This window comes from Polyangium mundeleinium (assembly GCF_028369105.1).
In the GTDB taxonomy this organism is placed as follows: Bacteria; Myxococcota_A; Polyangia; order Polyangiales; family Polyangiaceae; genus Polyangium; species Polyangium mundeleinium.
On the sequence record NZ_JAQNDO010000001.1, the window covers coordinates 501,853 to 524,623 of the forward strand.

The window sequence follows — 22,771 nt, forward strand, 5'->3', positions numbered from 1 at the left end:
GCCGCCAAAATCCACAAAAAGCGGGGCTTTAAGGCGTGGCACGAGCGTTGCTAACCATTCACCACGAGGAGACTCCATGCGAACGTCGATTTTGATTTCTTGTTTCGTGGTTGCTGGCAGCGTCGCCGTCTCGGGTTGCAGCGCGCCCGAGGCGGCGAATCCCTTCGGAGCCGATGATTTCAACGTCGCCTTGGAAACGCAGGAGCCCGGCGACCCCGACCCCCGCCCGCCGGGCAGCAGCAATCCGTTCAACCCCAGCTGCTTCTGGAATCCCAACGTCCAGGCGGCCTACAAGCTCTACGCGCAAAATCCCCTCTACGTGGACACGCTGGGCACCCTTCCCGCAAACACGCACCTGTCCCAAGTCTCGAGCGCGTGCAGGAGCCATGCGCTCAAGTTCCTCGCCCGGTGCGCATTGCCCGAGGGTTCCTCGATGACGGACCCGGATACCAATATCACGTACAACGGCTGGCTCGGCGTCGCGAACCCATGGAAGACGCAGGCGCTGAGCAGCGACGACCAGAAGTGGGTCACGTCCTGCCTCATCGCGCATCTCAATGGATACGGGCTGGAGGTCCCCATTCTCCTCCAAGGCGCCCGCTCGGAGCTCCAGCCGACCTCGACGCAGATCTCGGAGTTCCCGGTGACGGAGTCGCGCGCGTGGGGAAACCTCTTCGCGCCGAATTTCGTGGCCAACGTATGTTATTTTTCGGATTTGGCGGCCGCTTGTGACGTGGAGCAGGTCGTCGAGCAACGTCTCTGTGGTTCGAGCCCCGATTGCAGCATCGACATCGTGGGGAACTGCAATTCCGCCTGCTTCTACAACAGCCTCGACGGCTTCGTGCAATGCGGGTCGTCGGGGCAAGAGCACGTCAGCGTTCGGTTGAAGAATTACGACAGGTACGGCTCCGACTGCGAAGTTCCGGAGTGAAAGCGTCGACCACGTCGCATACCACGGGAAGAAAAGCCACGTGCGGAGGGCGGGCGGCTCGGTGTAAACTCGTCCTCCATGTCGACGGAGGGCGGACGTGATGTGGCCCCGACGGAGCCGGGGCCGCCCGCGTCCGGCGGCGTCGTGCAGGTGGATCTCGGGTTTGCGTCGACGCTCCCGCTCGTGATGCCGGGGCCGCCGAGCGAGCGGCGCCATGTGCCGCGATCCCTCGCGGACCGGTACGAGGACATCCGGTTCCTCGGCGAAGGCGGGATGGGCACGGTCTACCGCGCGATGGATCCGCGCCTCGGCCGAAAGGTGGCGCTCAAGCTCTTGAAAGGAGACGATCCGGAGCTCTGGCGTCGATTCCTCGGCGAGGCGCGGGCGCAGGCGCGTATCCAGCACGAGCACGTGTGCCGCGTGTACGAGGCCGGGCAGGCCGACGGCGAGCCGTACATCGCGATGCAATACATCGACGGCGAGCCGCTCTCGAAGCGCGCGGAAAAGCTGACGCTCGAGCAAAGCGTGAAGCTCATGCAAGAGGTGTCGGCGGCCGTGCACGAGGCGCATCGGCTCGGGATGATTCACCGGGACATCAAGCCGGGGAACATCCTCGTCGAGGCGCGCGAGGACGGCTCGCTGAAGCCGTACGTGATGGATTTTGGCCTGGCGCGGGAGGTCTCGGACCGCGGGGAAACGCAGACGGGCGCGGTCCTCGGGACCCCCGCATACATGCCGCCGGAGCAAGCGAAGGGCGATGTGCGGGCGATGGATCGGCGCTCGGACGTGTATTCGCTGGGGGCGACGCTGTACGACGTGATCGCGGGCCGGCCGCCGTTCGTCGCGGAGCATGCGTGGAACCTCTTGATGGCGGTCGCGTACGAGGAGGCGCCGCCGCTCGGCACGGTCAAGAAAGGGGTGCCGGCGGAGCTCGAGACGATCGTGATGAAATGCCTGGAGCGGGAGCCGTCGCGGCGATACGAGTCGGCGCGGGCGCTCGCCGAGGATTTGCAGCGGTTCCTCGACGGCGAGCCGATTCTGGCGCGACGGGCCTCGATTGGGTACGTGTTTTTGAAGAAGGCGCGAAAGCACAAGCTCGCGACGTCGTTGCTCGCGATTGCGCTGAGCTCGTCGCTCGTGCTCGTGGGCGTGTGGGTGCGGGCGCAACGGCAAGCGGCGGAGCAGGCGCGGCTCGCGCGAGAGCTCGGCGAGGGCGTGAAGGAGATGGAGCTGTTTTTGCGCGCCGCTTACGAATTGCCGCTGCACGACGTGGAGCGGGAGCGGGACGTGGTGCGCGAGAGGCTCGGGGAGATCGACCAACGAATGGTCGCGGCAGGGCGCGCGGGGGAGGGGCCAGGGCATTACGCGATCGGGCGGGGGCACCTCGCGCTCGGGGATCCGGACGGGGCGCGCGAGCAGCTGGAGAAGGCGCTCGCGGCGGGGTATTCATCGGCGGATCTGGAGTATGCGCTCGGGCGGGCGATCGGAGAGATCTTCCGGCGCGCGCTGGCGGAGACGCGGCGGATCACGAACGAGGAGGAGCGGAAGAAGAAGGTCGAGGAGCTCGAGCGGGCATTGCGAGATCCCGCGCTCGGGCATTTGCGGGCGGCGCTGGCGGCGAAGATCGAGGTGCCGGCGTACGCGGAGGGGCTCATCGCGCTCTACGAGGGGAAAAACGAGGCGGCGATTGCCAAGGCGAAGGAGGCGTTCGAGAAGGCGCCCTGGATGTACGAGGCGAAGAAGCTCGAAGCGGACGCGCTCTTCGCGGAGGGGAGCAAGTATCGGCACGACGCGGCCTTTGATTACGAGAAGATGAAATCGTTCTTCGAGCCGGGGGCCGCAGCGTACAAGATCGCCGCGGACATGGGGCGGAGCGACCCGGAGGTGCACCGGGCGGAGTGCGAGTTATGGGAAAAGATGGGGCAAGCCGCCCTGTCGAAGGGTTTGCCCTCCGGTACGCCGTTCGACGTCGCCGAGGCGGTATGTAGCCGCGCGGTGCAATCGAGCTCGAAGGATGGCCGGGCGCGCGTGCAGCAGGCGCTCGTGCTCACGGCGCGCGTCTATTCGCGAGTCGCCGTGAACGACGTCTCGGAGGATACGGCCCGCGCCGTCGAGGAGGCCTTGCGCGCCGCGGAAGAAAGCGCCCGGACGAATGGTGAGGACGTCATGGCGCAGTATGCGGTCGCCCTGGCGCATCGGATGCGCGCCGACGTCATGTACTCGCTGGGTCGAGAGGCCTCCATGGCGAAGGCCATCGAAGCGTACGAGCGGGTTCTCGCCCTCGACCCGCGCTTCACCTGGGCGGTGAACGAGCTCGGCCTCGCATACATCTTCGAGGCCAGCTACGAGATCTCGAAAGGGCACGACGGCTCCACGCTCTTGCGCAACGCGATCCGGCAGTTCGACCAGGCGATGGCGCTCGATCCCCGATTCATTCTGCCCGTGGGGCAGCGGCTACAGGCGTTCCGCATGCTGCTCGAAGCGGAGATCGATCGTGGACGTCCCACGGAGGAGACGAGCAAGGCGCTCTTCGACGCGGTGGCGCTCCTCGAAAAGACGGGCAGCAGCCCTTCGATCCTCGCGTTCTGGAATGCGCGGGCGCACCGGCTTCATGGCCTTCAGGCGTTCGTCCTCGATCGGGACCCTCGACCTGCCCTGCGGACGGCCGTGGATGCCATCCGCGCGTCCGCGGGGCCCATGCCGAAGGAGTTCTGGCTCCTCGAGGAGCTCGCCGAGTGCCGATTGCTGGAGGCCTCGTATGCCTTGCGGCAGGGGCTTGACGCGACGCTGTTCATCGCCGAGGCGCGGGAGGCCGTGCGTATCTCCGCCGGAACGAGTGGATCGACGCGGACGCAGCTCCGCCTCTTGTCCGCGAGGATCGAAATCGTGGCGCTGCGCGTCGACGCGAAGCGTGCGGCGCTCGGCCCGAAGAGCTTCGAGGCGGCCTTCGGGCAGGTACGGCCCTTGCTGAAGAAGGCCGGCGTCGACAGCAGCCCGCATGCCCTCCTCGCAGAGATTCATGCGCTCCGGGCGGCGTGGCTGGCCGAGACGGGTGGTGATCCTGGCGAGGATCTCGAAAAAGGCCTCGTGAGGGCCGAGGAGGCGGTCTCCAAGAATCCGCAGCTCGCGAAGGCATACCTCGTGAGCGGCATGATGCATCTGGTAAAGGCGCGGCGCGCGCGCGGGAAAAGCGAGCGCGCCGAGGCCACGCGCAAGGCCAAGGAGGCGTGCGCGAAGGCATTCCAGATCGACCCGTCGCTCGGGCGGGATCACGGGAGCCTCAAGAAGGAGGTCGAGGAAATCGTTCCGTAGGACAACAGAAGACTGTAACCCCCAGCACTGATGTGCGGGGAGGGGGTGATGGCGCGCGCCTGCACCTGCTGCATGCTGCCGCCTGCAGCGCGGGGCACGAGGCCGCGTATGGGCCTCGTTTTCCCTGGGATTTGCTCCGGGGACGTGGTGGCATGGGGTCTGCTAGGCATCTTTTGTCGAGCCGCTTCGAGCCCCAGGAGAGCCCCATGAAATCGTCGCACCTGCTCCTCGCCCTTCTTGCCTCCTCCGCCGCCCTGCTCAATGGCTGCGTGCTCTCGGATGAGGAGAATCCCTTTGACGCCGAAGATTTCGATGTGGCGCTCGAGACGGCAGGATATGGGGGATACGATCCTCCGTTCGGCACGAACGGCTACGGCCCCCCGTGTTTCTGGGATTCCGGCTCGCAGCAAGCGCTGCGTGACCTCGGCAAAGTGGCGCTCACCTCCGGCGCAAACGGGAGCCTGCCCGCCCTGCCGACGCTGCTCGCGACCTGTCGCGAGGTCCTGAAGAACGCGGTCGAGTGTGCCCTGAACCCGTCGCAGTCCGTGCTCGATCCCGTCAATGGCGTGACCTACCAGGGGCACTGGGGGCTCGCGGACGAGTGGTTTTACGGCGGGCTCACCACGGACGGCAAGCGCTGGGTGACCGCGTGTATGGTGCAGCGGCTCAACGTCCTCGGCGCGCACGTCGATATCCTCCTTGAAGGCAATCATCCGCGGATCGTCGAGAACCTCGCGAACGACGCGACGTACGATTTCGAGGAGTCGAGCGCCTACGGGAACCTGTTCGACTCGCGCACCCCGATCGTCCCCGGCCGGCCGGCGTTTTCTGCGTACGTCTGCTCCGAGCTCGAGCAGATCCAGCAATGCCCGGCCTCGGGCGGCAAGCCCTGGATCGATCACCGGATCTGCGACCAGGCCGGGAACAGCTGCGGCCTCGTGTACCTCGGCGCGTGCCAGACCGCCTGCATCCCGAATGGCCCCGCCGGTGAATACTGGTCGTGCAAACCGTCGGGCGCCATTCTCTACAACCCGCACACGATCCGGGTGCAGCTCAAGGACCCGACCTCCTGCTTCTGATCGGACGCGGCGCTAACGGCCTAACAGGAAAAACGCCGCGATTCCGAGGACCACGAGCGTGATCGCAGCCGCCGCGAGCCTCGCTCGTCCCGCGCGGGCCCGCGCGGTCTTGACCGTCTCCGCCGACCGCTCCGTCTTCGCCACCGCCGTCAGAGGGTTCGTCAGGTGTGTCGCGACAACCTTCCGCTCGTCCTCGGTCACGCCGACGAGCGTGCCCTGTCGCAGGGAAAACCCCTCGGGCAAGAGCGGGCGGAGCGCGTCGCGCATCGCCTCCACGCTAGGAAATCGGTCCTCGCGGGCGTGCGCCGTCGCCTTCTCGACGAACCGCGTGATCTCGGCCGGCACCCAGGGCGCGCTCTCGGCGAGCGGCGGCGGCGGCTGCGTCGTGATCGCATACAAGAGCTCCACCAGCGATTTGACGTGCGCGTGCGGCGGCGCCCCCGCGAGCATCGCGTAGAGCGTCACGCCCATCGAATACACGTCGCATCGGGCGTCGACTTTCTTCGGATTCTCGATCTGCTCGGGCGCCATGTAGAGCGGCGTGCCGATCACCTGCCCGCTCTGCGTCATCGATACGGCCGGCGCCGTGAGCGCGCCGCCCGCGCCCATCGCTTCGGGCGTGCGCCGGATCTTCGCCACGCCGAAATCGAGGAGTTTTACGGTGACCTCGCCGTCCCCGCCCCGCGCGAGGAAGATGTTTTCGGGCTTGATGTCACGGTGGATGACGCTCACCGCGTGCGCCGCCGCGAGCCCCTCGCAAGCCTGCGCCAGGATCCGCAGCGCGATGTCGGGGCGGAGCGGGCCCACGCGCCCGAGGAGCGCCCGCACGTCCTCCCCGTCGAGCAGCTCCATCACCTGGAACGGGACGCCGCTCTCGGGATCGTGATCCACTGCGAGGGCCGCGACGACGTGCGGCGAGTCGAGGGAGCCGGCGATCCGCGCCTCCTGCTCGAAGCGGAGCAGGTCCGGGTCGTCGGGGGCGAACGGGCGCACGTGCAGCCACTTGATCGCGACGCGGCGGCCGGTTTTCGTGCTCCTCGCCTCGTAGACGGTCCCCATGCCGCCTTGACCCAGCACGCGGACGATCTCGTAGTCGGTGAGGAGCTGCCGACCAATCATCCGGGGGCATGGTACGCAGCGCCCGACGAAGAGCAACTGCTTCGGCGCGAGCAGGCGTGGGAGTTCGTGTTCTCCGGCTTCGTTCGGGGAGCTCGAGGGCGTCGACGTCGACCGTGTAATTCTGGTTGCATGGTTGTCCCAGCACGAGGACCGCTACCGCGTTCCCGCTAACCTGCCATCCGCTCGACGTCGCGCACGGCTGAACGCTGAAGAGCAACAAGAGCTGCGCGAAAACCTGCTGTGGTTGGCCGAGACTCGGCAAAGCCCTGAAGAACCGGCAGCCGTTTCGCTGGAGCGCAATGCCAGCGAGGTGATGGCGGTGTGGTTCGAGCGGCCCGGCAAAGACAATTTTTTGCGGAACCACAGGCACCCGCTCGCGCGCCTTTGCCAGGATTTCGCCGATGTGGCAACGGCGCTCCTTGTCCGCGACAAGGCAAAGGCGTCGGCGACTCCCAAGCCGGCGTTCGTGCCGACGCTCCGTGAACGGTCGCAAGGCGAGCAAGAGCAAGTCCGTGCGGGGTTGCAGGGGGTCCTGGCCGTTCTCAAACGCCCGGCAGCGAAAGGAGCGGCGGCATGAGCGCGGAACTCGTTATTGCGAGCATCGCCGTGTTCCTGTTCGGAACGGGCGCCGTGGTGTTCGGGATCAAGCTCCTCGCGGGGCGGAACCGGCGGCCGGTGGCGCGCGACGTGTTCACGTGCCCGGCCTGTGGGTCGCACGCGTTCGGCTCGGTCGCGCTGTCAGACGGCACGCACACCCGCCGTTGCAAGGGATGGCGCCAAAAAGCACACCTAGACGTGCGGTGCACGTTTCAATGGCATGAGTCTCAGGACTGCCTGTACATGGGCGAAATTGGCGCGCGTCTCGCCGCGGGTGACCCAACGGCGCTCCGCGACGGGGGCGGGTACGACCCGTGCCAAAATTGCGGCACGTCACGTGCGATGCACGGTGCCGACGGCACGCGGTCGCGCTGCCCGGATGGCTGGAGTGAGCCGGGACTGGCTGCGCTCGAGCAGCGCCCGTGGACAAACGCCGATGCTGGCGGTGATGCCCATCAGCGGGACACGTTCGCCGATCACGCCGAGCGCGAGCCGGCCGTGGCGGTCCTCGAGCAGTTTGAGGTGGCCGCCGAGACGTTTTGTCACCAGTGCGATCGGCCGCTTGTGCCGCGGTCGCAGGCCTTCGTGTTGGGCGGCGGCGTGTTCCTGTGTTCGCGACAGTGCGCGTTGCACAAGCTGCCGTCTGGGTATGAACTGCGGGAGGAGCGCGACACCCTCGAGGACCCCCCAGGGCCTGACGAGCTCGAGCAGCGCAAGACGCTGAAAAGCGCCGACGAGCTCGAGCAGCAGCGCTCGACCGAGGGCCGTGGGTTTGTCCCGCGGCGGCCCGAGGACTGGCAGGAGCTCGAGCGGCTCGTCGACGACGCGGAGACCTGCGTAAGCCTGCGCGGTGGAAGCGTGGAGGGGGCAAGCGCACCGCTCGCGCGGCGTATCCGCAGCCTGCTTTGGCCGAGTCTACGGGGGGCACAATGAAACAGCTCACCTTGGACGAAATGCTCACTGCGCGGGGCGTGGACGCGCCCATTGGGCCCCTTTGCGGACATCGACACGCGTCCGGCTTGCGCTGCACGAATCCGGTCGCGAACGCGGACCCGACGGGACACCGATGCTCGAACGCGAGCGGTGTGGGGAACGAGTGTGAGCCGGCGAGGCCACACCTTGCGCGCCGCCCCGACGACGATCGCCTCGTGGCGTGGGTCGGCGACGTGTCGCAGTGGTTCCCGGAGCTCGATAACCACTGGCGAGGTTCCCCGTGGACAACCTGGTCGCCGGACCAGTTCGGGCCGGAGGTGGATCCGTGACCGCGGACGAACGGAACCGCAGTTGCGCGGCCTTCGCCGAGGTCGCATGGAACGGCAGGCGCCTCGCCTACGGCGATCTCCCCTATCCCACCGACGCGCAGAAGGTCCACGCGCTCGCCTGGCTTCTCGCGTCGCGGATGCCGTGGTGGGCAGGAGGTGGCTGGTGAGTAGTGCACTTCTACGGCACGAATTGACGGTCGCGGAAGACGAGCCGGACGATTCGGCGCGGCAAGCACCGCAGTGTGGTGCGCGGCACGCGTCAGGGCTCGACCTTGTTTGCGAGCTCGACCGCCATCAATCAGGATTCCACGGCGGAGTAGCCGAAGGGGCACTGTATTGGTGGAAGCGGGAGGATGGGCCGCTCTTCGAGCGCGTCGAATTTGCCCCGGCGTTCACCGCTCCGGGGGAGCCCGCGGGCTATATGGGCAATTGGGTGCACGCAGTGCGGGAAGGGACTGGATCCAGCCACCCGAACGGGCCCCCCGATCAGTGCGGTCGCGAGGCATCGAGCCGCGCGACGAAGTACGCCGAACGCCGCTACGTGGTCCGCAGCGAGCGCACGGAGGCGATGGAGGACTTCTGCGCGGGGTGGAACGCCTACGAACCGACGAAGGAGTGCGACGAGGCGTCATGGGCGCACGCGTCGGCGAAGTACAAGTACGAGGGGGATTGGGAGGTGGGACGGCGGGATTTTCGGGCCGGGTGGGATGAGCGGCTCGCCTGGGAGCAGCGGTATCAGCGTTCGGCGTGAGCGATGTCCGCTGCGCTACACCGAGGAGGAAGGGCAGATGGAAGCCACGTTGAAACTTCGCATTGACGGGCCCGTGTTGCTCAAATGTGGGTGCTGCGGCGAGGATATCGACGAACACACGCCCAAAGACTTGCGCGGGTGTGCAGACACGCCGTGGGACGATTGGGACGGACCAATCGCGGAAGTCAATGGGAAGCAGATGGGAGTGATACCGGCTTGCACGGTCTGCGGCGACGCCGTGGCGGATCACTCGCTTGAGAACTTGCAGGGGTGCATGGTCGAGACCCAGGGTGCGACGCAGGAGCTCCTGATCACGTGAACTCCGACCGATGCGATCCGGAGGTCTACAGCAGGGGCAGCGTGCTCATCGGGTTGGACGCAACGAAGGCCGAGGCGAATCGGTGGGTGTTCGCATTGGCCGAGGAGAGCGGCCAACGTGTCGACTGGCATCACGTCGGTGGGCGGGTGTGCGTGCGGTACCTGGGGTGCCAGGATGCCGTGATCGGTGCGGTGGACAAGCTGCTGCCCACGCTTGTGGGAAGCGTGCTGTTCTTTAAGCGCCCGTAGGGACGCCGGCCGGTTCGCTCTCCACCATGCGAACGACGGCCTCGAGGAGCTGCTCGGGGTCGTCGTTCGCGAGGCCACGGCCGTTCAGCCGATCCTTGAGGGCCTCGACGGCCTTGTACCGGCGCGCCAAGGCCACCATTCCAGGAAAGCGCGTCTCGCCGAGCAGCTCGAGCGCCTGGTCGAGCTCGTCGGCCCCCGGCTCCTCGTCGGCGAGCGGAGACGGCGAGGGGGGCGGCGCGATGTCGGACGCCGCCCCCGCCGCCGTTGAGGCACCGCTCGACGCCGCCCCCGCGGAGCTCGAGCTCGTCGACGCGCCCGCGGCCTGGGTGGGCGCGGGACGGTTCAAGAGCTGCGTGACGAAGTTGACGACCTCGTCCGCCGCGGCGAGGTATTGACGGCTCGCCTCGGCGTTGATCAGCCGAGTCTCGGCCACGGCCTGATCGGCAAGCGCGTGGAGATAGCGACGAAGGGCTTTGAAGGTCTTCATGGGGGCGGCTCCTTTGGGGGTCAGTTACGTAGTACGAAACTCACTGCGGCGGACACGCCTCGGCCGAGCACGAGGAGCGGCATTCGGGGCCTTCGACGCGCTTGATCACGCAAGCGCCGTTCTCGACGCACCATTCGTGACACTCGAGGGGCGTTCCACGGCAGACACCGCGCTGCTCGACGCCGCACACGTCGCCGGTCGTCTGTCCCTCGGCGCAGCAGCTCGGCGCCGCCCCGCCGCTCGCGCTCGCGGCATCGACCTGCGGCTCGGAGCTGCACGCGGTCGCGAGCGGGAGCAGCACGACACCAAGGGAAAACCCAACAAAGTGAACCTTGACCTCTTGCATAGGTGGCTCCTTTCAGATGAGGATCGGGGGGCGTTGCTTCGCTGCGAGGTAGACGCGCTTCACGTCGTCGTCGACGTCGCTCGCGGTGACCTTGTCGTCCTTGTTGCGGTCGAGGCCCGCATTCTGCTGGTAAATCAGGCGCGAGTAGCGGGCCTTTTTCTTAGCGGCTTCGGAGTCGTCGGCGGGCTTCGCGTTCTTGTCGCCGATCACGTAGCCGCCGGCCTTCCCGACGCTCGCCGGGTAGAACGTTGCGCGGAGGGCTTGTTCTGGCGTCCAGCGGCCGCGCTGGCTCGGGAAGGTCTTGGCCATGTCGCGCCAATAGAGCAGGATCAGGGGCACCTGCTCGGCGGCGCTCATTTGCAGGATCTGCGCCGTCGTCGTGCCATACCGGCGCGCCGTGTCCGCGATCCACTGGAGAAGCCCTGCCGCGACGAGCCGACGTTTGCCGTCGACCATCTGCCAGTTTGCCGCGTCGGGCTTGAAATTGCTCTCGTGCTTCAGGACCGCAAGCACCGCGTTCGGGTCGACGCCGAGCTCGAGGAGGCCGGCCGAGAGCGGCCGTAGAACCGTCTCCACGGGGAGCCGCTCGAGCCCCTCGAACGCCCACACGTTGTAGCCGATCGGCCGCGAGCGCGGGCGCCGGAGGTCGGCGTAACGCCGAGCAGCTCCGACGCCCGCACCCAAAGCCGCAGCGAGGAGGAGGATCAACGGTACTTCTCCAGGTACGCGGCCGGGACGCCCTGCGCTGCGTACCGCTCGAGGAGGTCCAGACGCGCTCCGCCCTTGGTGCGCGCATAGCGGCGCACAGGCTGGAACAGCTGACTGTAGTCGTAGTGCGTCGGCCCGTGCCGCCCACCGACCGTCTGGATCGGCGCGCCGCTCGCGGCAAACCCCCCGTAGTTGACCGCGCCCTTCTCGCGGATCCGCGAGTGCAAGATCCAGTATTTCCAGGCCCCGCAGCGCATGCCCGGGTGCGGCGCCTTTGCGAGCTGCCGGTCAATGCCCGTGTTGAACTTCACGGTAAAGTCCAGCGTCGTCATGTTCGCCTCGTCCTTTTCGTTGTGGACGAGGCCATTGAAGATCAGCCGCCCGTTGCGGCTTGACAGGGCGTACGCGGCATCCACGATCTCCTGGTTCGGCGCCACGCAGTCGCCCACGACGCGACAGGCCTCGACGGTGTCCGCGTAGGAGACCGGGAGACGCAGCGGCCTCCACGAAGCCACGGGCACGAACGCCTGGACGGCGTCCGCCGCCATGGTCACCACGAGATCCCCAACGGGCACTTCGAGCCAGCGGATCGCCGCGTACACGTCGTCGCGGAGCCCCTGCATGAGGTATCCGCCAGCGTGACCCGTCGCGATGGGGCTGAGCAGCCCCACCTTGGGCAGGACCGCGCCCTGAGCCTTCTGCGCGGGTGCCACAGGACGCGCCGGAATCGTGGGGGCCTTGCGAGCCTGCTGGACGAGGCGCGCGCCACCGCCGAGCAGCCATGCAGAGGCGGCGATCGCAAGGGTCGCGCCTACCATGGGGGGATAACCTCAAAGGTCGCAATCTCGCCCGGCGTGAACACGTATTCCTGGAATGGGCCGCATGCGACGAAGCCGCCGTTCGGCGCAGGAATGGACCGGTTGAAATTGCCGAGGTGTGCCTGTACCGCGTTCGTGCTGCTGGGGAGCCAGAGGCCCGACGCGCCCAGTGGACGCTGAAAGCGCCCTCCGGTCGTGCCGATTGTGAGCGTGTGACGAAGGGGGAAGGCTTTGGAAAAGCGCTTCAAATACACCCTGACAACGTAGACCGCCGTCCCCGCGCCTCCCGTGAGGACGATCTTCCCAGCGACGTTGCAAAAGAACGGCCCGGGATCGAAGCGGAAGACCGGCTTGTCCGCCGTGTTGCCGGTGATGACCCACGGACCGCGGTCCTCTTCGGTCTGCGTGTATTGCGGCGTGTACTGCAAGTGTGGGAGGTAGCCGTCGTTGTCGAGCTCCACAGTTCCTGCGCGCCGACGGATGTCGACGTACACGAGATCCCAGCGATCGAGGAGGTTCGCCGCGAGCTTCTCCCGCAAGCCACATTGCACGGTGTAGATGTGCAGGGGGTCCCCGCCCGCGCTCCAAATAGCGCTCATTGCAATCCCGCCTCTGCGCTCGCATCGGCGTCCTCGTCGTCGCCGGTATGCTCGCCGGCCGCGTGCGCGAGCAGGAGAATCACCTCGGGGACCTGCTCTTGCAGGGCCGTGGCCACCTCCGGATGAGCCTCGATCACGTCGAGTGCCGTCCGCGCCGCCTCGGTGCGTTCGAGCCACCCCGTGAAGTCGCCGAACACGCCGCGGATGAGCTCGATCAGCGAGTCGTCGAGCACCTGGTCGTCGGCTTCCTCGAGCTGCGCCTCGAGCTCCGCGGCGCGGCGCTGGGCGAGACGCATTGCGTCCTCGGCTTGAAACCGGAGCTTCCGCTCCTCGCCGAGCCGTGTTTCGAGGTCGAGGTTTTCCTGCGCCCGGATCGCGTACTTGTGCTCTAAGGTCTCGATGAGCTCCTGGTAGCTCCGATCGAGAAAGTTCGCGCGGTTGTGCGCGGTCGTGTCGGCGGCAGCGGTGAACTCGGCCTCCGCTACACGGTCGTCGCCTTTGATGCGGGCTCTGTATGTGCCGGTCCGCGGCTTTTCGAGCTCCTGGACGTTGATTTGTTCTTCGTATCCGTCACTACGACGGTACGTGAGGAGGAGGAAGTTTTGCCCGAACGTATTCGCGACGTGCCGGCAATTTTCCGCAAAACGGGTGAAGCTCTGCCGGGGCAGCAAGTTACCGTCGAGCAGCGGATTGGCGAGTTCTGCGCTGGCGGGCATCGTAGCCTCCGTTTGAGGAAAAGTGCGGGGGCGACCGACACGCCGAGTTGCGCCGGTCACCCCCGCGGCGGCAAACTCATCGCGAGATCAGCAGGTCGAGCACCCTCCGCCGATCCCGCACGCCCCCCCCTCGCACGGCTGCCCGACGGCACACGCCGTGCAGCACGCCGAATCGGTGCGCCCCACGTCGAGCTCGTCCGAATCGTCGGCCCACCCGGCCTGGTCGGAGAGCAGCTCGTCGAGGCCCTCGAGCTCGTCCGAATCGTCGGCCCACCCGGCCTGGTCGGAGAGCAGCTCGTCGAGGCCCTCGAGCTCGTCCGAGTCGTCGGCCCACCCGGCCTGGTCGCCGAAGAGCTGCTCGAGCCCCTCCACGTCCGAGTCGCTCGCCCACCCGATGCTTTCCGGGGTCCCCGTCGAACCGCCGTGGCCAGCGAGGTTCATGAGCTCCGCCTCGACCAGGGCGTTCGGGTCGTATGGGTCCGCGACGAACTGCTGACCGTACGGGTCCGCGACGAACTGCTGACCGTACGGGTCCACGACGGGCTGCATGGCGGCCTGCTGCGGCACGAGCTGCGGGCCCACGGGGGTCTGCATGTACGCGTAGCCCGGAGGCGCGACGGGCTGCATGGCGGCCTGCTGCGGCACGAGCTGCGGGCCCATGGGGGTCTGCATGTACGCGTAGCCCGGAGGCGCGACGGGCTGCATGGCGGCCTGCTGCGGCACGAGCTGCGGGCCCATGGGGGTCTGCACGTACGCGTAGCCCGGAGGCGCGGCGTAGGGCTGCGGCTGCGCCACGGGCTGCGCCGCCCACGGGTTCTGGAAGTCCGACACCGCGGGGGCCATCGGCGTCATGAACGCGTTGGGGTCGAGGCCGGGCACCGGTTGGGTCTGGAGCTGCGCCGCGAATGCGTTCAGGGCCTCGAGCAGCTTGTTCGCGTCGAGGTTCGCCGGGACGCCATTCTGCGCCGTCGCCTGGAAAAACGCGGTGAGCGCCGGCCGGCCTCGCCAGTTGGCGCCGTGGACCTTCGACAGGTTCCCGGCCTTCGTCACGGCTTCCAGCCGCTTCTTGAGCGCGGTCACCTCGTTCTGGCTCTTCGCGCGGCGGATGTCCTCCTCGATTCGCTTCTTCTCGAGCGTGATCTTCGCGTCGAACGCGACGGCCTCGTTCCACGCCTTGAGCGCCGCGTTGTACGCGTCGATCTCCTTCTTCCACTGCGCGTCGGACTTCTTCGCCTGGTAATAGCGCTTCTGGCCCGAGGACCAGGCCTTGTAAAACCGGTCCGGCGGCTTCGGCTTCGGCGGTACGGCGCCCACGCTCGTGAATCCGGTTTCGTCCTGCGGTTTGTCCTGGTCCAGCACCACAACTCCTTTCGGGCAGTCGGAGGCTTCCGCCTTCCGTGGCGCGTCGTCCTTCTTCGGCTTCGGTGGCGCCGTCTTCTTCGACTTCGGTGGCGCCGTCTTCTTCGACTTCGGTGGCGCCGCCTTCTTCGACTTCGGCGGCGCCATGAGGTCCTGCATCGCTCCCTCGGCGTGAGGGCGAATGACCTTCACGACGGCGGCGTACGGCGCCGCCGGCGTGAACATCGCCGCGTCGAGGGCGCGGTCGAACGCATCCGCGCCGGTGTCCTCGATCCGCTGGTAATTCTTGCCGGCTGCCGGCGGACCGAGACGACGGAGATCCCGCTGCTGCGAGGGCGACAGGACACCCGACGTCTTGGTCTCCGGCTTCGGCGGGGGGCTCGGGGGCTTGGGTTTGTCGACGAGCTTGTCGACGGCGAACGCGCCCCCGAGCCCCCCCGCGACCGCGAGGACCGCAGCGACGAGGATCTGGATAGGGTTCATGCGGCCTCCAGGAAATGCGAAAGGGGCTCGATCCTGACCATTCGGGTGTCGTCCTGGTCGTACCAGCCAGGCTTCGTGGGAGCCTTCATCCCCGCCGGCACCGACGGATCCCACACGCGCTGGGTGGGCCCGCGTGGGCCGAGCCGCAGGTACGCGTGGGCGACCGTCGTGCCGTTCGGGTGCGTGATCGCGGCGTAGAGCTCGTCCGGGAACTCCGTGAGGACGAGCGCGGCCAAGTCCATGGCCGTGAGGCCCTCACAGTCGTCAATGACGACTGCGTCATCGTCGCCGGGGAGGTACGGGTCATCGCCCTTCCTCGCATTCGGATTCGCACGCACGCATCCGTAGCGCGTGGCATTCACGGACCAGGCCGCCCATTCATCACGCTTGAATGGGCTGGCCTTTGCGTCGTCCGCGTACCGCAGCAAGTCCCGGCGATCCCGACACCGCAGAATCAGCGCACGGCGCAACGTGGGCGAGCGGAGGCAATCGCGGACGTTGACTCGCACGAGTCCCGCCACGAGCTCCGCCGCCCCCGCCGCATCCGTGTCAACCGAGACGAGCACGGTTCAGCCGATCCCGTCGAGCGCGTTGATGTACGACGCGCCCATGATCGCGTTCGCGGCAACTGCTTTCGCCGCGCCGCTGTAGTACGCCTGCTTGTTGAACTGGTTGCCGCAGGGGTTCGAGCGCGTGTAGATCGTCAGCAGGACGGCACCCGTGACGGTGCCGTAGTTGAACGGCGTGACCGTGATCGTCGCGTCGCTCGTGAAGTCGACGTTCACCCACGGCGACCAGTTGGCATCGATCGGCCGCGTCTTGTCGCGAGCCTTGATCGTCGGGAAGTCCAAGCCGCGGTTCGCCGTGGCCACCGCTCCGATGGCGCCGTCGTAGGTGACGCGGCTCCGCGACGGCTCGGCGAAATCGATGCCGCCGATATTGAACTCCGTGAACCGGAACGGGACCTGCGTGAGGCACTCGATCTCCGTCACACGGAACGGTTGGCCGCTGTAGGGCGCCCTCATCGTCGCCTGCGCGCCCGCCGTATTGGCAGGGACGCCGTCCCAGGAGATCGTGATCGGCAGGCTCGGCTGGACGGCCCGCTGCATCTTCCGCTCGAGCGAGAACTTGTGGATCTGCGAGAGGCTCGCGGCCGTGCTCGTCGCGAGCCTGCGGACCTGCGGGAGCTGAATGCGTTGCGCCTGGGTCTGGAGCGCCTGAACGTACTTCGGCGCGAGGCTCGCGATTTGGGCGGCGGGCGTCGCGCCGATCTCCTCCAGGATGCCCGCGAGCTCTTTGATACCGACCAGCGCGATCTTCGGCTGCGTGTGGCTGTGGTGGGTCATACCTTCCTATTCGTCTGCATGGGAAAGCGGTTGGGTTATGGGCGTGCCCCTATTCGGGCTCGCCCTCTTCGTCCGGCGGCCCCTCGAGCTCGTCCGGCTCGTCGGGCGCATCCGGCTCGACGCCGCTCACGTCGTGGGGCGCCGGTTCGGGCTCGCCCTGGTCGACGCCCGCGACGTCCTCGACTCCGCGCGTCGTCATCTGCGGCACGGCCTCGCGGCCGTTGCCGAACCATGCGTGGAGGTTTTCGCCCACCTTGGCGTGCAGCGTCCCGCGGAGGGCCTCGCGGATCGCCTTGCGGACGTTGCCCCTGGTGAGCGCGAGGCCAAGACCCTCGAGGGCCACCAGAATGTTGCTGGGCTTCGCGAGCCACTGGAGGATCGGATTGCCTTCGAGGTCGCGAAGGTAAGAGCGGTATGCGGCCCGATCGGCGAAGAACGTGGCCGTGTGCGCCCCGAAGCCGAGCCCCTCGTTCAAGAGGACCGTCTTCCAGTTCTCCCGGACCTGGCGATAGATCACCCGCGTCGTGGCCTTGCCAGCGGTGGCGAGCGCTCGCCCGCCAACGACGGCGCCACGAACGATCGCGCGTCCGGCGGTCTTGCCACCCGCGGCCACCTTCCGGCCCGCGGCGAGGACCATCGCCCGTTTACTGACCTTGCCCGCGCCCGGCGCGCTGGGCTTCGGCGCGGCACGGGCAATCGTTGCTTTCGGAGGAGGCGGAGGCATGGGTCGAATTTTCCCATGCGCAAGCGCTATCGAAGTCCGGCGCGACCCACTTCCGACTTGCAACTGCTAGGCTTGCGCCGCAAGTCGCTTGCGCCCGCAAGTCTGCAAGCGTGAGGTGAGCTATGGCCGTGAATTGCCTTGACGGTCGGTACGATCGGTTCCCCGGGGACGTAACGATTGCGGCTCGTCTTGACACGGTACGTGCCTGTCTTGAGGGCCCGTTTCTCGCGCGCTGCCGCGCCGTCGCTGCACTGCCGACCGTGCAGTGCGTGCGGCTGTTCCCGACGCCGTCGCACCGCAACAATATCCTCCGGATCGCACGTCGTATGCGTTTGAAGGAGCACGACGGCTCGCACGAGAACTGCGCTCGCTGTGCGGTGATTCAGGTGGTCAACGACGCCTCGTTTCACACGCTCGTCCGGGTGGCGAAGCATGAGGAGCCCTCGGACCAACTCGCGGCCGCGGCCGCCTTTGCACTGCACGGATGAGCGTCATACGTGGACTGATCGTGGGTCTGATCGTCTGCGACCGCGCGGTATCCGGGCGCTGTCCTGCCTGTGGCAAGGGCTTCGATCCCCAGTCGGTGCCGTTCTGCGCGTCGTGCGCTCCGAAGGCGCGCGCGTTTTTTCGGGAGCGCGTGGTCCCGACCGTCGAGCGGTTTGCCCGCGGCGTAGATAAGAAGTCGCCGCGCTAGCAAGAGCTACCAGCCGACCGGAATACGATTGCGCTTGCAAGTCGAAGCCGCTGGACACACGGGGGGTTTCGACTTGCGCAAGCGTTACGCCCCGTTTCGCGGGCCATAGTCGACGCTCCTCGGAACCGAGGCTGACCCCTCACAAGGGAAGGAGCGATATGGACGCCCAGGCGGAACGGAATGTGGTGGTGGCCGTGGTGGCCTTTTTCATGGCAGGTTGGTGCGTGGTCCCCACGGACGGGGTGACCGTCGGGACCTATGCGCAGCAACTCGCCATCGAGTCGGTGCAGGCGATCCGGGCGGCGGCCGCGACCGTGGAGCCCGAGACGTTCGGCCGGTGGCTGGCCTCCCACGTGATGCCGAACGACGTGCAGTCCGCGCGGGCGGGGCAGATCGCCAAGGCCATCACGATTGCAGGCGTCGCGGAGGTGCGAACGCAGGCCGCGTTCCAGGTGCTCGGGATCGCGATCGAGGTGCTCGCAAAGCATGACGACGCGGCGGCCAAGGCCGAGCTGCCGAAGCCGACCGAGCACGACGCCGCGGCGGCCAAGGCCGAGCTGCCGAAGCCGACCGAGCACGACGCCGCGAAGTCCTGAACCCCACCTCCTGACCCTCTCGCCGCGCGGGGCCGGCTCTGTCTGTGGGCCGCGTCGGACCCGTGGTGGAGACCAGCCATGCCCCTCCTGTTCCTATTCCTCCTCGGCGTCGGCGGCGGTGGATACGTCGTCTATCGCCTCCTCCATGACCGCGAGCGCGAGCGTCCCGAGCTCGCGCGTGGGAGCGGCTCTGGTGACGGCATCGACGCCGCGTTCCGTGGCGCTCTGCGGGCGACACCGGAGCAAATCGTCCAGGCCACCGAACGCGAGCAGGCCGCCGCGAAGGAGCGGCCCGCGGCGCCCCCGGCGGCCTCGGCGTCGCCTGGGACAACCCCAGCGCCGCCCCCCAAGCCGGCTCCCGAGCGGCCCCTGGAGATCCACGAGTACCACAGCAGACCCCCGCCGAAGAAAGCGCAGGGCGGGGCTGGCTCGAGGTTCGGCGACGCCGCGAGGCGCGCCGCCGAGGCCGCGCAGAGCGCGCCGACGACGAGCGGCGTGGACGCGCCGCGGTCCGGGCGCCGGAGGCGTTCGTGAAGCCGGCCTTGGGGTTCGGCGTGGCCGTCGCGGGCGCCGCCGTCGGCCTGGTCGCCTACAAGCTCCTCGGCGGAACGCGCCGCCCCCGGCCGGCGGCGGCGCCCTCGTCGCGCAGCTCCTCCCCCACGGCGCCACCGCTCGGAGGTGGTCCCGCTCTGCTCGCGGCCGCGCAACGCGCCCTGCGGCAGGGCGTCGCTGAGACCTTTGCGAACACGGGGCCGGTCGTCGACCGCTACCTCGCCGCCGTGGGGATCTCCCCACCCGCCAACTGGTGCGCCGCGGCCGTGACCGCGTGGATGCGCGAGGCGTACATGGGGCTCGGTGGTCCGCCCCCGATCGCCGGTGGCGCCCGCGCGAAGGCCTTCAAAGAGCAGCTCGAGGCGCGCGGAACCTGGATTCCCGCGGCGAAGCTCACCGCCGCGAAGGTTCGCCCCGGCGATATCGCGGTGTGGCACCGCGGCGACCCGGGGTCGTGGATGGGCCACATCGGCGTGGTCGAGAGCGTCGACCGCGATGGAAAGGGCTTCCACACGATCGAGGGAAACAGCGGCACGAGAAGCGATCGCGTCGCATTGATGTACCGCACGTTCGCGGACCCGCGGCTCCTCGGGATTGGCTCGCTCGACCCTCTGCTCGTGGTGTGACCATGGCAAAGCGAAAGAACCCGAAGCGCCGCGTGGTCATCCTTTCCGGGCCCGACCGAGGGCGAAAGGCCTACGCAGACCGCGTCAACACGCTCCTCGAATCGTGCCGGGTCTCCCTGGTCGAGAATGGGGAGGAGCGCACCTACTACGTTTTGCTCGATGCCGTCTCGTTCGACGACGAGCTCGACGCGAAGCCGCTCGACTACCCCGGCCTGTCCCCCTCGCAGCAACGCGAGCTCGAGGAGGCTGGGTTCCGCATCTTCGATTAACGCGTTACGAAACCGTTCCGCGACGAATAGGAGACTCCCATGGCCGACACGTCCAACAATCCGTTCTTCACCCTCGTGCTCGACGACCCGGAGTGCCGCATCCTGCTCGACACCGTCGCGCAGCTCGCGCGTCTCGATTGCGATGGTGCCAAGCTCCCGCCTGGCGTCAAGCATCCGACCGACCACAACATCGCCGTCGCCGCGCTCCGCCAGGGGCTCAAGGCGATGGCGGCCGCGGCCGTGGCCAGGCGGCGCGTTGGTGTGCGACACATCCCCTTGCCGAGCGTCATGCCGTACATGTCGCCCGACAACATCGCGGGTGTCGACTCGTGACCAAGACTGCTCCCTGGCCCAGGGAGCCGCCGCCCTATGGGTTCCTCGCGCTCTGCGCGCTCGCGCTCGTGCTCGCCAACTCGACCGGCAGGGTGGCGGCTTTGGCTGACACGGAGCCCGAGCTCGCCATTCTGATCACCCTGGCGATGGTTGTGGGTGGGTTGGTCCTCGCCGGGTTCGGCAGTGACGACTAAAGCCACCGTGCGCTACCAGAAGGGCGACCGCGTGCGGGTGCGGCATAGCGGCAAGGTGGGGCGGGTGCTGATCGACAACCGCGACGAGTCAGGCTGTTACGCCCTCGTGTGGGTCGCGCTTGACGAGGTGGAGCACCGGCACGCCCTGAAAGGGACTTCAATGTTTCTCGTCAACGATGAGCCCGCGCACGTGCCTCTCGGATTCCGTGTCGATCAGCTCGAGCCGGTATAGACGCGCTCATCGAGTCGGGATGGTGGGAGTGATGTTTGGACAGCCCTTCTTCTGGCGCGATGACACGCTGGGCCTGTACGGCGAGAGGCTCTACTTGTGCCCTCTCGCCGACGTCATGGCCCTTTATCGGATTCTGGTCCTCAACGAGTAACGCTCGACAGGCGGCCCATAGTTACGTAATACGTAACCCATGGGCCGCCCTCACCGCGTCGGGACGCAGGAAACCACCGTCACCGCCGTTCGGTTCACCGACGCCGAGCTGCGCGAGCTCGAGGCGTTCCGCTCGTGGGTCGGGCGCACCTTCGGCCAGAACCCCCCGAGCCGCTCCGCGCTCCTCCGCCTCGCGGCCTCCGTCCTCTTCGAGCTCCGCGACGATGACGCCGTCCAGAGGGTGATCAGCGCGGAGCTCGACACGCTCTAGACCTCGCCATCACTCACCCCCGAACGGCAGCGGTAACTTGTCCACCGCGCGTACGCGCGCCCTCTCCGCTCGCCTGTCGTAGCGAAGCGTCATGCTCACGTCCGCGTGTCCCGCAAGCTTTTGGATGGCTGAGACGTCCCCGCTCTCATCGAGAAGGGTCGAGATAAACGTGTAACGGAAGAAGTGCGGCGTGATGTGCCCGAGCGACGCTCGCTTTACGAGCCGGTTTACGATCCGCCCCACCGTGTTTTCGCTCATCGGTTTGCCGTGGAGCTGTTGCCCTTGGCGCGACCTCGCCGGAAAGAGTGGCCCTGCCGTCCTCCCCCGCACGTCGAGCCATGCGTCGACCACAGCCCGCGCATCCCGAGGCAATGGCACCCGTCGCGTCTTGTTCCCTTTCCCCAGCACGCGAAGCCAGTACCGCCCTTCCGCATCCTCAATGTCCGTCGCCTGAAGCCCCGAGGCCTCGGCGCGGCGGATCCCTGCGCAGTATAGAATCGTCACGAGTGCCGCGTCTCGCTTTGCTCGCCATCGACGCTCGTCCTTGGCCGCCGCGTCGAGAAGCGCGCGCACCTCCTCAAGCTCGAGCGCACGGCCGGTGGGCGGGGACTCGCCGCGGATGCTCTCGACGTCAGTCACACGCGCGAGCTCCTCCGCATCTAGCAGGCCGAGACGCCAGGCCACGCGAAGCGTCTTCCGCAGGAAGCAAAGGCACATGTTGGCGGTCTTGTAGCTGCACGCTTCGGCCAGATATCCGCGGAGCCTCTGAACGTCCTCGTATCGCAGCTCGTGCCACGGGAACGTCGCGGCGGTGGCACCCTCACGGAAGAAGCGCGCCACCTTGTTGAGGCGAGCGCGCACCGTCCGCTTGGATTCCTGGCTTTTCATGCTGCCGATGTAGACGAGGGCGGGGTTCAGCTCGGCACCGTCAGGCGCAACCGGGACAAGCGTCATGGCTCCCTACAATTATCCGTCCTGCGTGCCCCCGGCGTCCCGCCATGTCCGCCTACGACCCTCGCACACGTCCGCCGGTTCGCGTCCTAACGGTTCCGGGGAGCACAGCGCCTCCTCCCCTACACGCACCGTAGCGTACCGCACATGTTGCGCAGGCAAACCCATCGACAAACCAGAAACGTGCCCCCCGGTGTGCGCGGTTCGTCCCCGAATCGGGCGGCGACTACACACCGATCGCGGCGTGTCAACATCGCACGCCGTTCACCGCAGGCATTGATATGCCGGCGTACTCTACAACACACTCGACTGCTGCGAGCAGGTTTTCATGTGCGTGTCAATCCACATGTCGGTGGCTCATGTCACACGCGGCGCTTGCTACGGCGCATGCCACGATCGCCGTCAAGCTATTTCAGGAGCCAGTCCAATTGGGCCACGGGGCCAGGGCCCTTCGAGGACAGGTCCCAGCCAAGTTCGTGGTTGGGCGGGGGTCCGCTCCTTATAGGGATCCGGGGTATTTTCGAAACGCAGCGCAACGCGCGATCGAGGGCACTTGATTTCCGGAGGGCCGCCATGCACCCTCCGACCATCTCCGCTGAGACCGTTCCGGTCTTGGTAGGTGACCAGACAAAAAGCTAAACCCCCGAGGCCCATCCCGCAAAGTAGGAGCCTCAGGGGTCTAGGAGGTCTTTGTGTCGG

30 protein-coding genes are annotated in these 22,771 nt (G+C 67.4%); 18 read left to right on the top strand and 12 right to left on the bottom strand.

The annotated features are described in order from the left end of the window. Nucleotides 1-76 precede the first annotated feature (76 nt). The 3 genes from POL67_RS02110 to POL67_RS02120 all read left to right on the top strand — a co-directional run bounded on the left by POL67_RS02110 (nucleotide 77) and on the right by POL67_RS02120 (nucleotide 5,322). Complete coding sequence (locus POL67_RS02110; RefSeq protein WP_271915012.1) at nucleotides 77-931, top strand: hypothetical protein; 855 nt, start codon at nucleotides 77-79, stop codon at nucleotides 929-931. A 78-nt stretch (nucleotides 932-1,009) separates the two neighbouring features. Beyond that, nucleotides 1,010-4,243, top strand: coding sequence for a serine/threonine-protein kinase (locus POL67_RS02115; RefSeq protein ID WP_271915013.1), 3,234 nt, complete (start codon nucleotides 1,010-1,012; stop codon nucleotides 4,241-4,243). A 206-nt stretch (nucleotides 4,244-4,449) separates the two neighbouring features. Further along, nucleotides 4,450-5,322, top strand: coding sequence for a hypothetical protein (locus POL67_RS02120; protein WP_271915014.1), 873 nt, complete (start codon nucleotides 4,450-4,452; stop codon nucleotides 5,320-5,322). A gap of 12 nt (nucleotides 5,323-5,334) precedes the next feature. Here the strand turns inward: POL67_RS02120 and POL67_RS02125 are convergent, their stop codons facing one another. Further along, nucleotides 5,335-6,441 (bottom strand): serine/threonine-protein kinase, encoded by a 1,107-nt coding sequence (locus tag POL67_RS02125; RefSeq protein WP_271915016.1) that lies wholly within the window; start codon nucleotides 6,439-6,441, stop codon nucleotides 5,335-5,337. A 133-nt stretch (nucleotides 6,442-6,574) separates the two neighbouring features. Here POL67_RS02125 and POL67_RS02130 point away from each other — a divergent pair, with 133 nt between their 5' ends. The 6 genes from POL67_RS02130 to POL67_RS02155 all read left to right on the top strand — a co-directional run bounded on the left by POL67_RS02130 (nucleotide 6,575) and on the right by POL67_RS02155 (nucleotide 9,618). After that, entirely contained in the window at nucleotides 6,575-7,018 is a 444-nt protein-coding gene (locus POL67_RS02130) for a hypothetical protein (protein WP_271915018.1), read from the top strand. Continuing rightward, nucleotides 7,015-7,971 carry a hypothetical protein gene (locus POL67_RS02135; protein ID WP_271915020.1) on the top strand — a complete coding sequence of 319 codons (957 nt, stop codon included), beginning with the start codon at nucleotides 7,015-7,017 and terminating at the stop codon, nucleotides 7,969-7,971. Before POL67_RS02130 ends, POL67_RS02135 begins: the two co-directional genes overlap by 4 nt. Nucleotides 7,972-8,296: 325 nt before the next feature. Next, a complete protein-coding gene (locus POL67_RS02140; RefSeq protein ID WP_271915022.1) occupies nucleotides 8,297-8,467 on the top strand; it encodes a hypothetical protein in 171 nt (56 codons plus the stop codon). After that, entirely contained in the window at nucleotides 8,464-9,051 is a 588-nt protein-coding gene (locus tag POL67_RS02145) for a hypothetical protein (RefSeq protein ID WP_271915024.1), read from the top strand. Before POL67_RS02140 ends, POL67_RS02145 begins: the two co-directional genes overlap by 4 nt. A gap of 37 nt (nucleotides 9,052-9,088) precedes the next feature. Then, nucleotides 9,089-9,370, top strand: a complete 282-nt coding sequence (locus POL67_RS02150; protein WP_271915026.1) for a hypothetical protein — start codon at nucleotides 9,089-9,091, stop codon at nucleotides 9,368-9,370. Continuing rightward, on the top strand, nucleotides 9,367-9,618 hold the full coding sequence (locus tag POL67_RS02155) for a hypothetical protein (RefSeq protein WP_271915028.1): 252 nt from the start codon (nucleotides 9,367-9,369) through the stop codon (nucleotides 9,616-9,618). Before POL67_RS02150 ends, POL67_RS02155 begins: the two co-directional genes overlap by 4 nt. Here the strand turns inward: POL67_RS02155 and POL67_RS02160 are convergent. From POL67_RS02160 to POL67_RS02205, 10 genes are all read right to left on the bottom strand, one after another. After that, entirely contained in the window at nucleotides 9,605-10,105 is a 501-nt protein-coding gene (locus POL67_RS02160; protein ID WP_271915030.1) for a hypothetical protein, read from the bottom strand. The genes POL67_RS02155 and POL67_RS02160 overlap by 14 nt on opposite strands. Before the next feature lie 40 nt (nucleotides 10,106-10,145). Beyond that, nucleotides 10,146-10,451 carry a hypothetical protein gene (locus tag POL67_RS02165; RefSeq protein ID WP_271915032.1) on the bottom strand — a complete coding sequence of 102 codons (306 nt, stop codon included), beginning with the start codon at nucleotides 10,449-10,451 and terminating at the stop codon, nucleotides 10,146-10,148. Between the two features lie 12 nt (nucleotides 10,452-10,463). Then, nucleotides 10,464-11,159, bottom strand: coding sequence for a transglycosylase SLT domain-containing protein (locus POL67_RS02170; protein WP_271915034.1), 696 nt, complete (start codon nucleotides 11,157-11,159; stop codon nucleotides 10,464-10,466). Then, nucleotides 11,156-11,977 carry a hypothetical protein gene (locus POL67_RS02175; protein ID WP_271915036.1) on the bottom strand — a complete coding sequence of 274 codons (822 nt, stop codon included), beginning with the start codon at nucleotides 11,975-11,977 and terminating at the stop codon, nucleotides 11,156-11,158. The genes POL67_RS02170 and POL67_RS02175 overlap by 4 nt, the downstream gene beginning before the upstream one ends. Beyond that, nucleotides 11,971-12,576: a hypothetical protein gene (locus POL67_RS02180; RefSeq protein ID WP_271915038.1), complete on the bottom strand. Its 606-nt coding sequence runs from the start codon at nucleotides 12,574-12,576 to the stop codon at nucleotides 11,971-11,973. Before POL67_RS02180 ends, POL67_RS02175 begins: the two co-directional genes overlap by 7 nt. Further along, a complete protein-coding gene (locus POL67_RS02185; protein ID WP_271915040.1) occupies nucleotides 12,573-13,292 on the bottom strand; it encodes a hypothetical protein in 720 nt (239 codons plus the stop codon). Before POL67_RS02185 ends, POL67_RS02180 begins: the two co-directional genes overlap by 4 nt. 87 nt (nucleotides 13,293-13,379) lie before the next feature. Then, on the bottom strand, nucleotides 13,380-15,134 hold the full coding sequence (locus POL67_RS02190; protein WP_271915042.1) for a hypothetical protein: 1,755 nt from the start codon (nucleotides 15,132-15,134) through the stop codon (nucleotides 13,380-13,382). Further along, nucleotides 15,131-15,700: a hypothetical protein gene (locus tag POL67_RS02195; protein WP_271915044.1), complete on the bottom strand. Its 570-nt coding sequence runs from the start codon at nucleotides 15,698-15,700 to the stop codon at nucleotides 15,131-15,133. Before POL67_RS02195 ends, POL67_RS02190 begins: the two co-directional genes overlap by 4 nt. A 3-nt stretch (nucleotides 15,701-15,703) precedes the next feature. Further along, nucleotides 15,704-16,480, bottom strand: a complete 777-nt coding sequence (locus POL67_RS02200; protein ID WP_271915046.1) for a hypothetical protein — start codon at nucleotides 16,478-16,480, stop codon at nucleotides 15,704-15,706. Nucleotides 16,481-16,529: 49 nt separating this feature from the next. Then, nucleotides 16,530-17,204 (bottom strand): hypothetical protein, encoded by a 675-nt coding sequence (locus POL67_RS02205; RefSeq protein ID WP_271915048.1) that lies wholly within the window; start codon nucleotides 17,202-17,204, stop codon nucleotides 16,530-16,532. Nucleotides 17,205-17,332: 128 nt separating this feature from the next. On the opposite strand from POL67_RS02205, the gene POL67_RS02210 reads away from it, so the two are divergent. From POL67_RS02210 to POL67_RS02250, 9 genes are all read left to right on the top strand, one after another. After that, complete coding sequence (locus POL67_RS02210; RefSeq protein ID WP_271915049.1) at nucleotides 17,333-17,692, top strand: hypothetical protein; 360 nt, start codon at nucleotides 17,333-17,335, stop codon at nucleotides 17,690-17,692. 364 nt (nucleotides 17,693-18,056) lie between these two features. Then, a complete protein-coding gene (locus tag POL67_RS02215; RefSeq protein WP_271915051.1) occupies nucleotides 18,057-18,494 on the top strand; it encodes a hypothetical protein in 438 nt (145 codons plus the stop codon). 78 nt (nucleotides 18,495-18,572) lie between these two features. Continuing rightward, complete coding sequence (locus POL67_RS02220; RefSeq protein WP_271915053.1) at nucleotides 18,573-19,028, top strand: hypothetical protein; 456 nt, start codon at nucleotides 18,573-18,575, stop codon at nucleotides 19,026-19,028. Next, entirely contained in the window at nucleotides 19,025-19,672 is a 648-nt protein-coding gene (locus POL67_RS02225) for a CHAP domain-containing protein (protein WP_271915055.1), read from the top strand. The genes POL67_RS02220 and POL67_RS02225 overlap by 4 nt, the downstream gene beginning before the upstream one ends. Before the next feature lie 2 nt (nucleotides 19,673-19,674). Beyond that, nucleotides 19,675-19,941, top strand: coding sequence for a hypothetical protein (locus tag POL67_RS02230; RefSeq protein ID WP_271915057.1), 267 nt, complete (start codon nucleotides 19,675-19,677; stop codon nucleotides 19,939-19,941). Between the two features lie 39 nt (nucleotides 19,942-19,980). Next, complete coding sequence (locus POL67_RS02235) at nucleotides 19,981-20,274, top strand: hypothetical protein (RefSeq protein ID WP_271915059.1); 294 nt, start codon at nucleotides 19,981-19,983, stop codon at nucleotides 20,272-20,274. Further along, nucleotides 20,271-20,468, top strand: a complete 198-nt coding sequence (locus POL67_RS02240; RefSeq protein WP_271915061.1) for a hypothetical protein — start codon at nucleotides 20,271-20,273, stop codon at nucleotides 20,466-20,468. The genes POL67_RS02235 and POL67_RS02240 overlap by 4 nt, the downstream gene beginning before the upstream one ends. Beyond that, nucleotides 20,458-20,700 (top strand): hypothetical protein, encoded by a 243-nt coding sequence (locus POL67_RS02245; protein WP_271915063.1) that lies wholly within the window; start codon nucleotides 20,458-20,460, stop codon nucleotides 20,698-20,700. Before POL67_RS02240 ends, POL67_RS02245 begins: the two co-directional genes overlap by 11 nt. 190 nt (nucleotides 20,701-20,890) lie before the next feature. Beyond that, complete coding sequence (locus POL67_RS02250) at nucleotides 20,891-21,121, top strand: hypothetical protein (protein ID WP_271915065.1); 231 nt, start codon at nucleotides 20,891-20,893, stop codon at nucleotides 21,119-21,121. Nucleotides 21,122-21,130: 9 nt separating this feature from the next. On the opposite strand, the gene POL67_RS02255 is transcribed toward POL67_RS02250, so the two are convergent. Further along, complete coding sequence (locus POL67_RS02255) at nucleotides 21,131-22,075, bottom strand: tyrosine-type recombinase/integrase (RefSeq protein WP_271915067.1); 945 nt, start codon at nucleotides 22,073-22,075, stop codon at nucleotides 21,131-21,133. Between the last annotated feature and the right edge of the window lie 696 nt (nucleotides 22,076-22,771).

What these genes read in the sequence shown, in the direction of transcription:
- POL67_RS02110 (WP_271915012.1), top strand. Translation starts at nt 77, where the DNA reads ATGCGAACGTCGATTTTGATTTCTTGTTTCGTGGTTGCTGGCAGCGTC.
- POL67_RS02115 (WP_271915013.1), top strand. Translation starts at nt 1,010, where the DNA reads ATGTCGACGGAGGGCGGACGTGATGTGGCCCCGACGGAGCCGGGGCCG.
- POL67_RS02120 (WP_271915014.1), top strand. Translation starts at nt 4,450, where the DNA reads ATGAAATCGTCGCACCTGCTCCTCGCCCTTCTTGCCTCCTCCGCCGCC.
- POL67_RS02125 (WP_271915016.1), bottom strand. Translation starts at nt 6,441, where the DNA reads ATGATTGGTCGGCAGCTCCTCACCGACTACGAGATCGTCCGCGTGCTG.
- POL67_RS02135 (WP_271915020.1), top strand. Translation starts at nt 7,015, where the DNA reads ATGAGCGCGGAACTCGTTATTGCGAGCATCGCCGTGTTCCTGTTCGGA.
- POL67_RS02150 (WP_271915026.1), top strand. Translation starts at nt 9,089, where the DNA reads ATGGAAGCCACGTTGAAACTTCGCATTGACGGGCCCGTGTTGCTCAAA.
- POL67_RS02160 (WP_271915030.1), bottom strand. Translation starts at nt 10,105, where the DNA reads ATGAAGACCTTCAAAGCCCTTCGTCGCTATCTCCACGCGCTTGCCGAT.
- POL67_RS02165 (WP_271915032.1), bottom strand. Translation starts at nt 10,451, where the DNA reads ATGCAAGAGGTCAAGGTTCACTTTGTTGGGTTTTCCCTTGGTGTCGTG.
- POL67_RS02175 (WP_271915036.1), bottom strand. Translation starts at nt 11,977, where the DNA reads ATGGTAGGCGCGACCCTTGCGATCGCCGCCTCTGCATGGCTGCTCGGC.
- POL67_RS02180 (WP_271915038.1), bottom strand. Translation starts at nt 12,576, where the DNA reads ATGAGCGCTATTTGGAGCGCGGGCGGGGACCCCCTGCACATCTACACC.
- POL67_RS02185 (WP_271915040.1), bottom strand. Translation starts at nt 13,292, where the DNA reads ATGCCCGCCAGCGCAGAACTCGCCAATCCGCTGCTCGACGGTAACTTG.
- POL67_RS02190 (WP_271915042.1), bottom strand. Translation starts at nt 15,134, where the DNA reads ATGAACCCTATCCAGATCCTCGTCGCTGCGGTCCTCGCGGTCGCGGGG.
- POL67_RS02200 (WP_271915046.1), bottom strand. Translation starts at nt 16,480, where the DNA reads ATGACCCACCACAGCCACACGCAGCCGAAGATCGCGCTGGTCGGTATC.
- POL67_RS02205 (WP_271915048.1), bottom strand. Translation starts at nt 17,204, where the DNA reads ATGCCTCCGCCTCCTCCGAAAGCAACGATTGCCCGTGCCGCGCCGAAG.
- POL67_RS02215 (WP_271915051.1), top strand. Translation starts at nt 18,057, where the DNA reads ATGGACGCCCAGGCGGAACGGAATGTGGTGGTGGCCGTGGTGGCCTTT.
- POL67_RS02220 (WP_271915053.1), top strand. Translation starts at nt 18,573, where the DNA reads ATGCCCCTCCTGTTCCTATTCCTCCTCGGCGTCGGCGGCGGTGGATAC.
- POL67_RS02230 (WP_271915057.1), top strand. Translation starts at nt 19,675, where the DNA reads ATGGCAAAGCGAAAGAACCCGAAGCGCCGCGTGGTCATCCTTTCCGGG.
- POL67_RS02235 (WP_271915059.1), top strand. Translation starts at nt 19,981, where the DNA reads ATGGCCGACACGTCCAACAATCCGTTCTTCACCCTCGTGCTCGACGAC.
- POL67_RS02250 (WP_271915065.1), top strand. Translation starts at nt 20,891, where the DNA reads ATGGGCCGCCCTCACCGCGTCGGGACGCAGGAAACCACCGTCACCGCC.
- POL67_RS02255 (WP_271915067.1), bottom strand. Translation starts at nt 22,075, where the DNA reads ATGACGCTTGTCCCGGTTGCGCCTGACGGTGCCGAGCTGAACCCCGCC.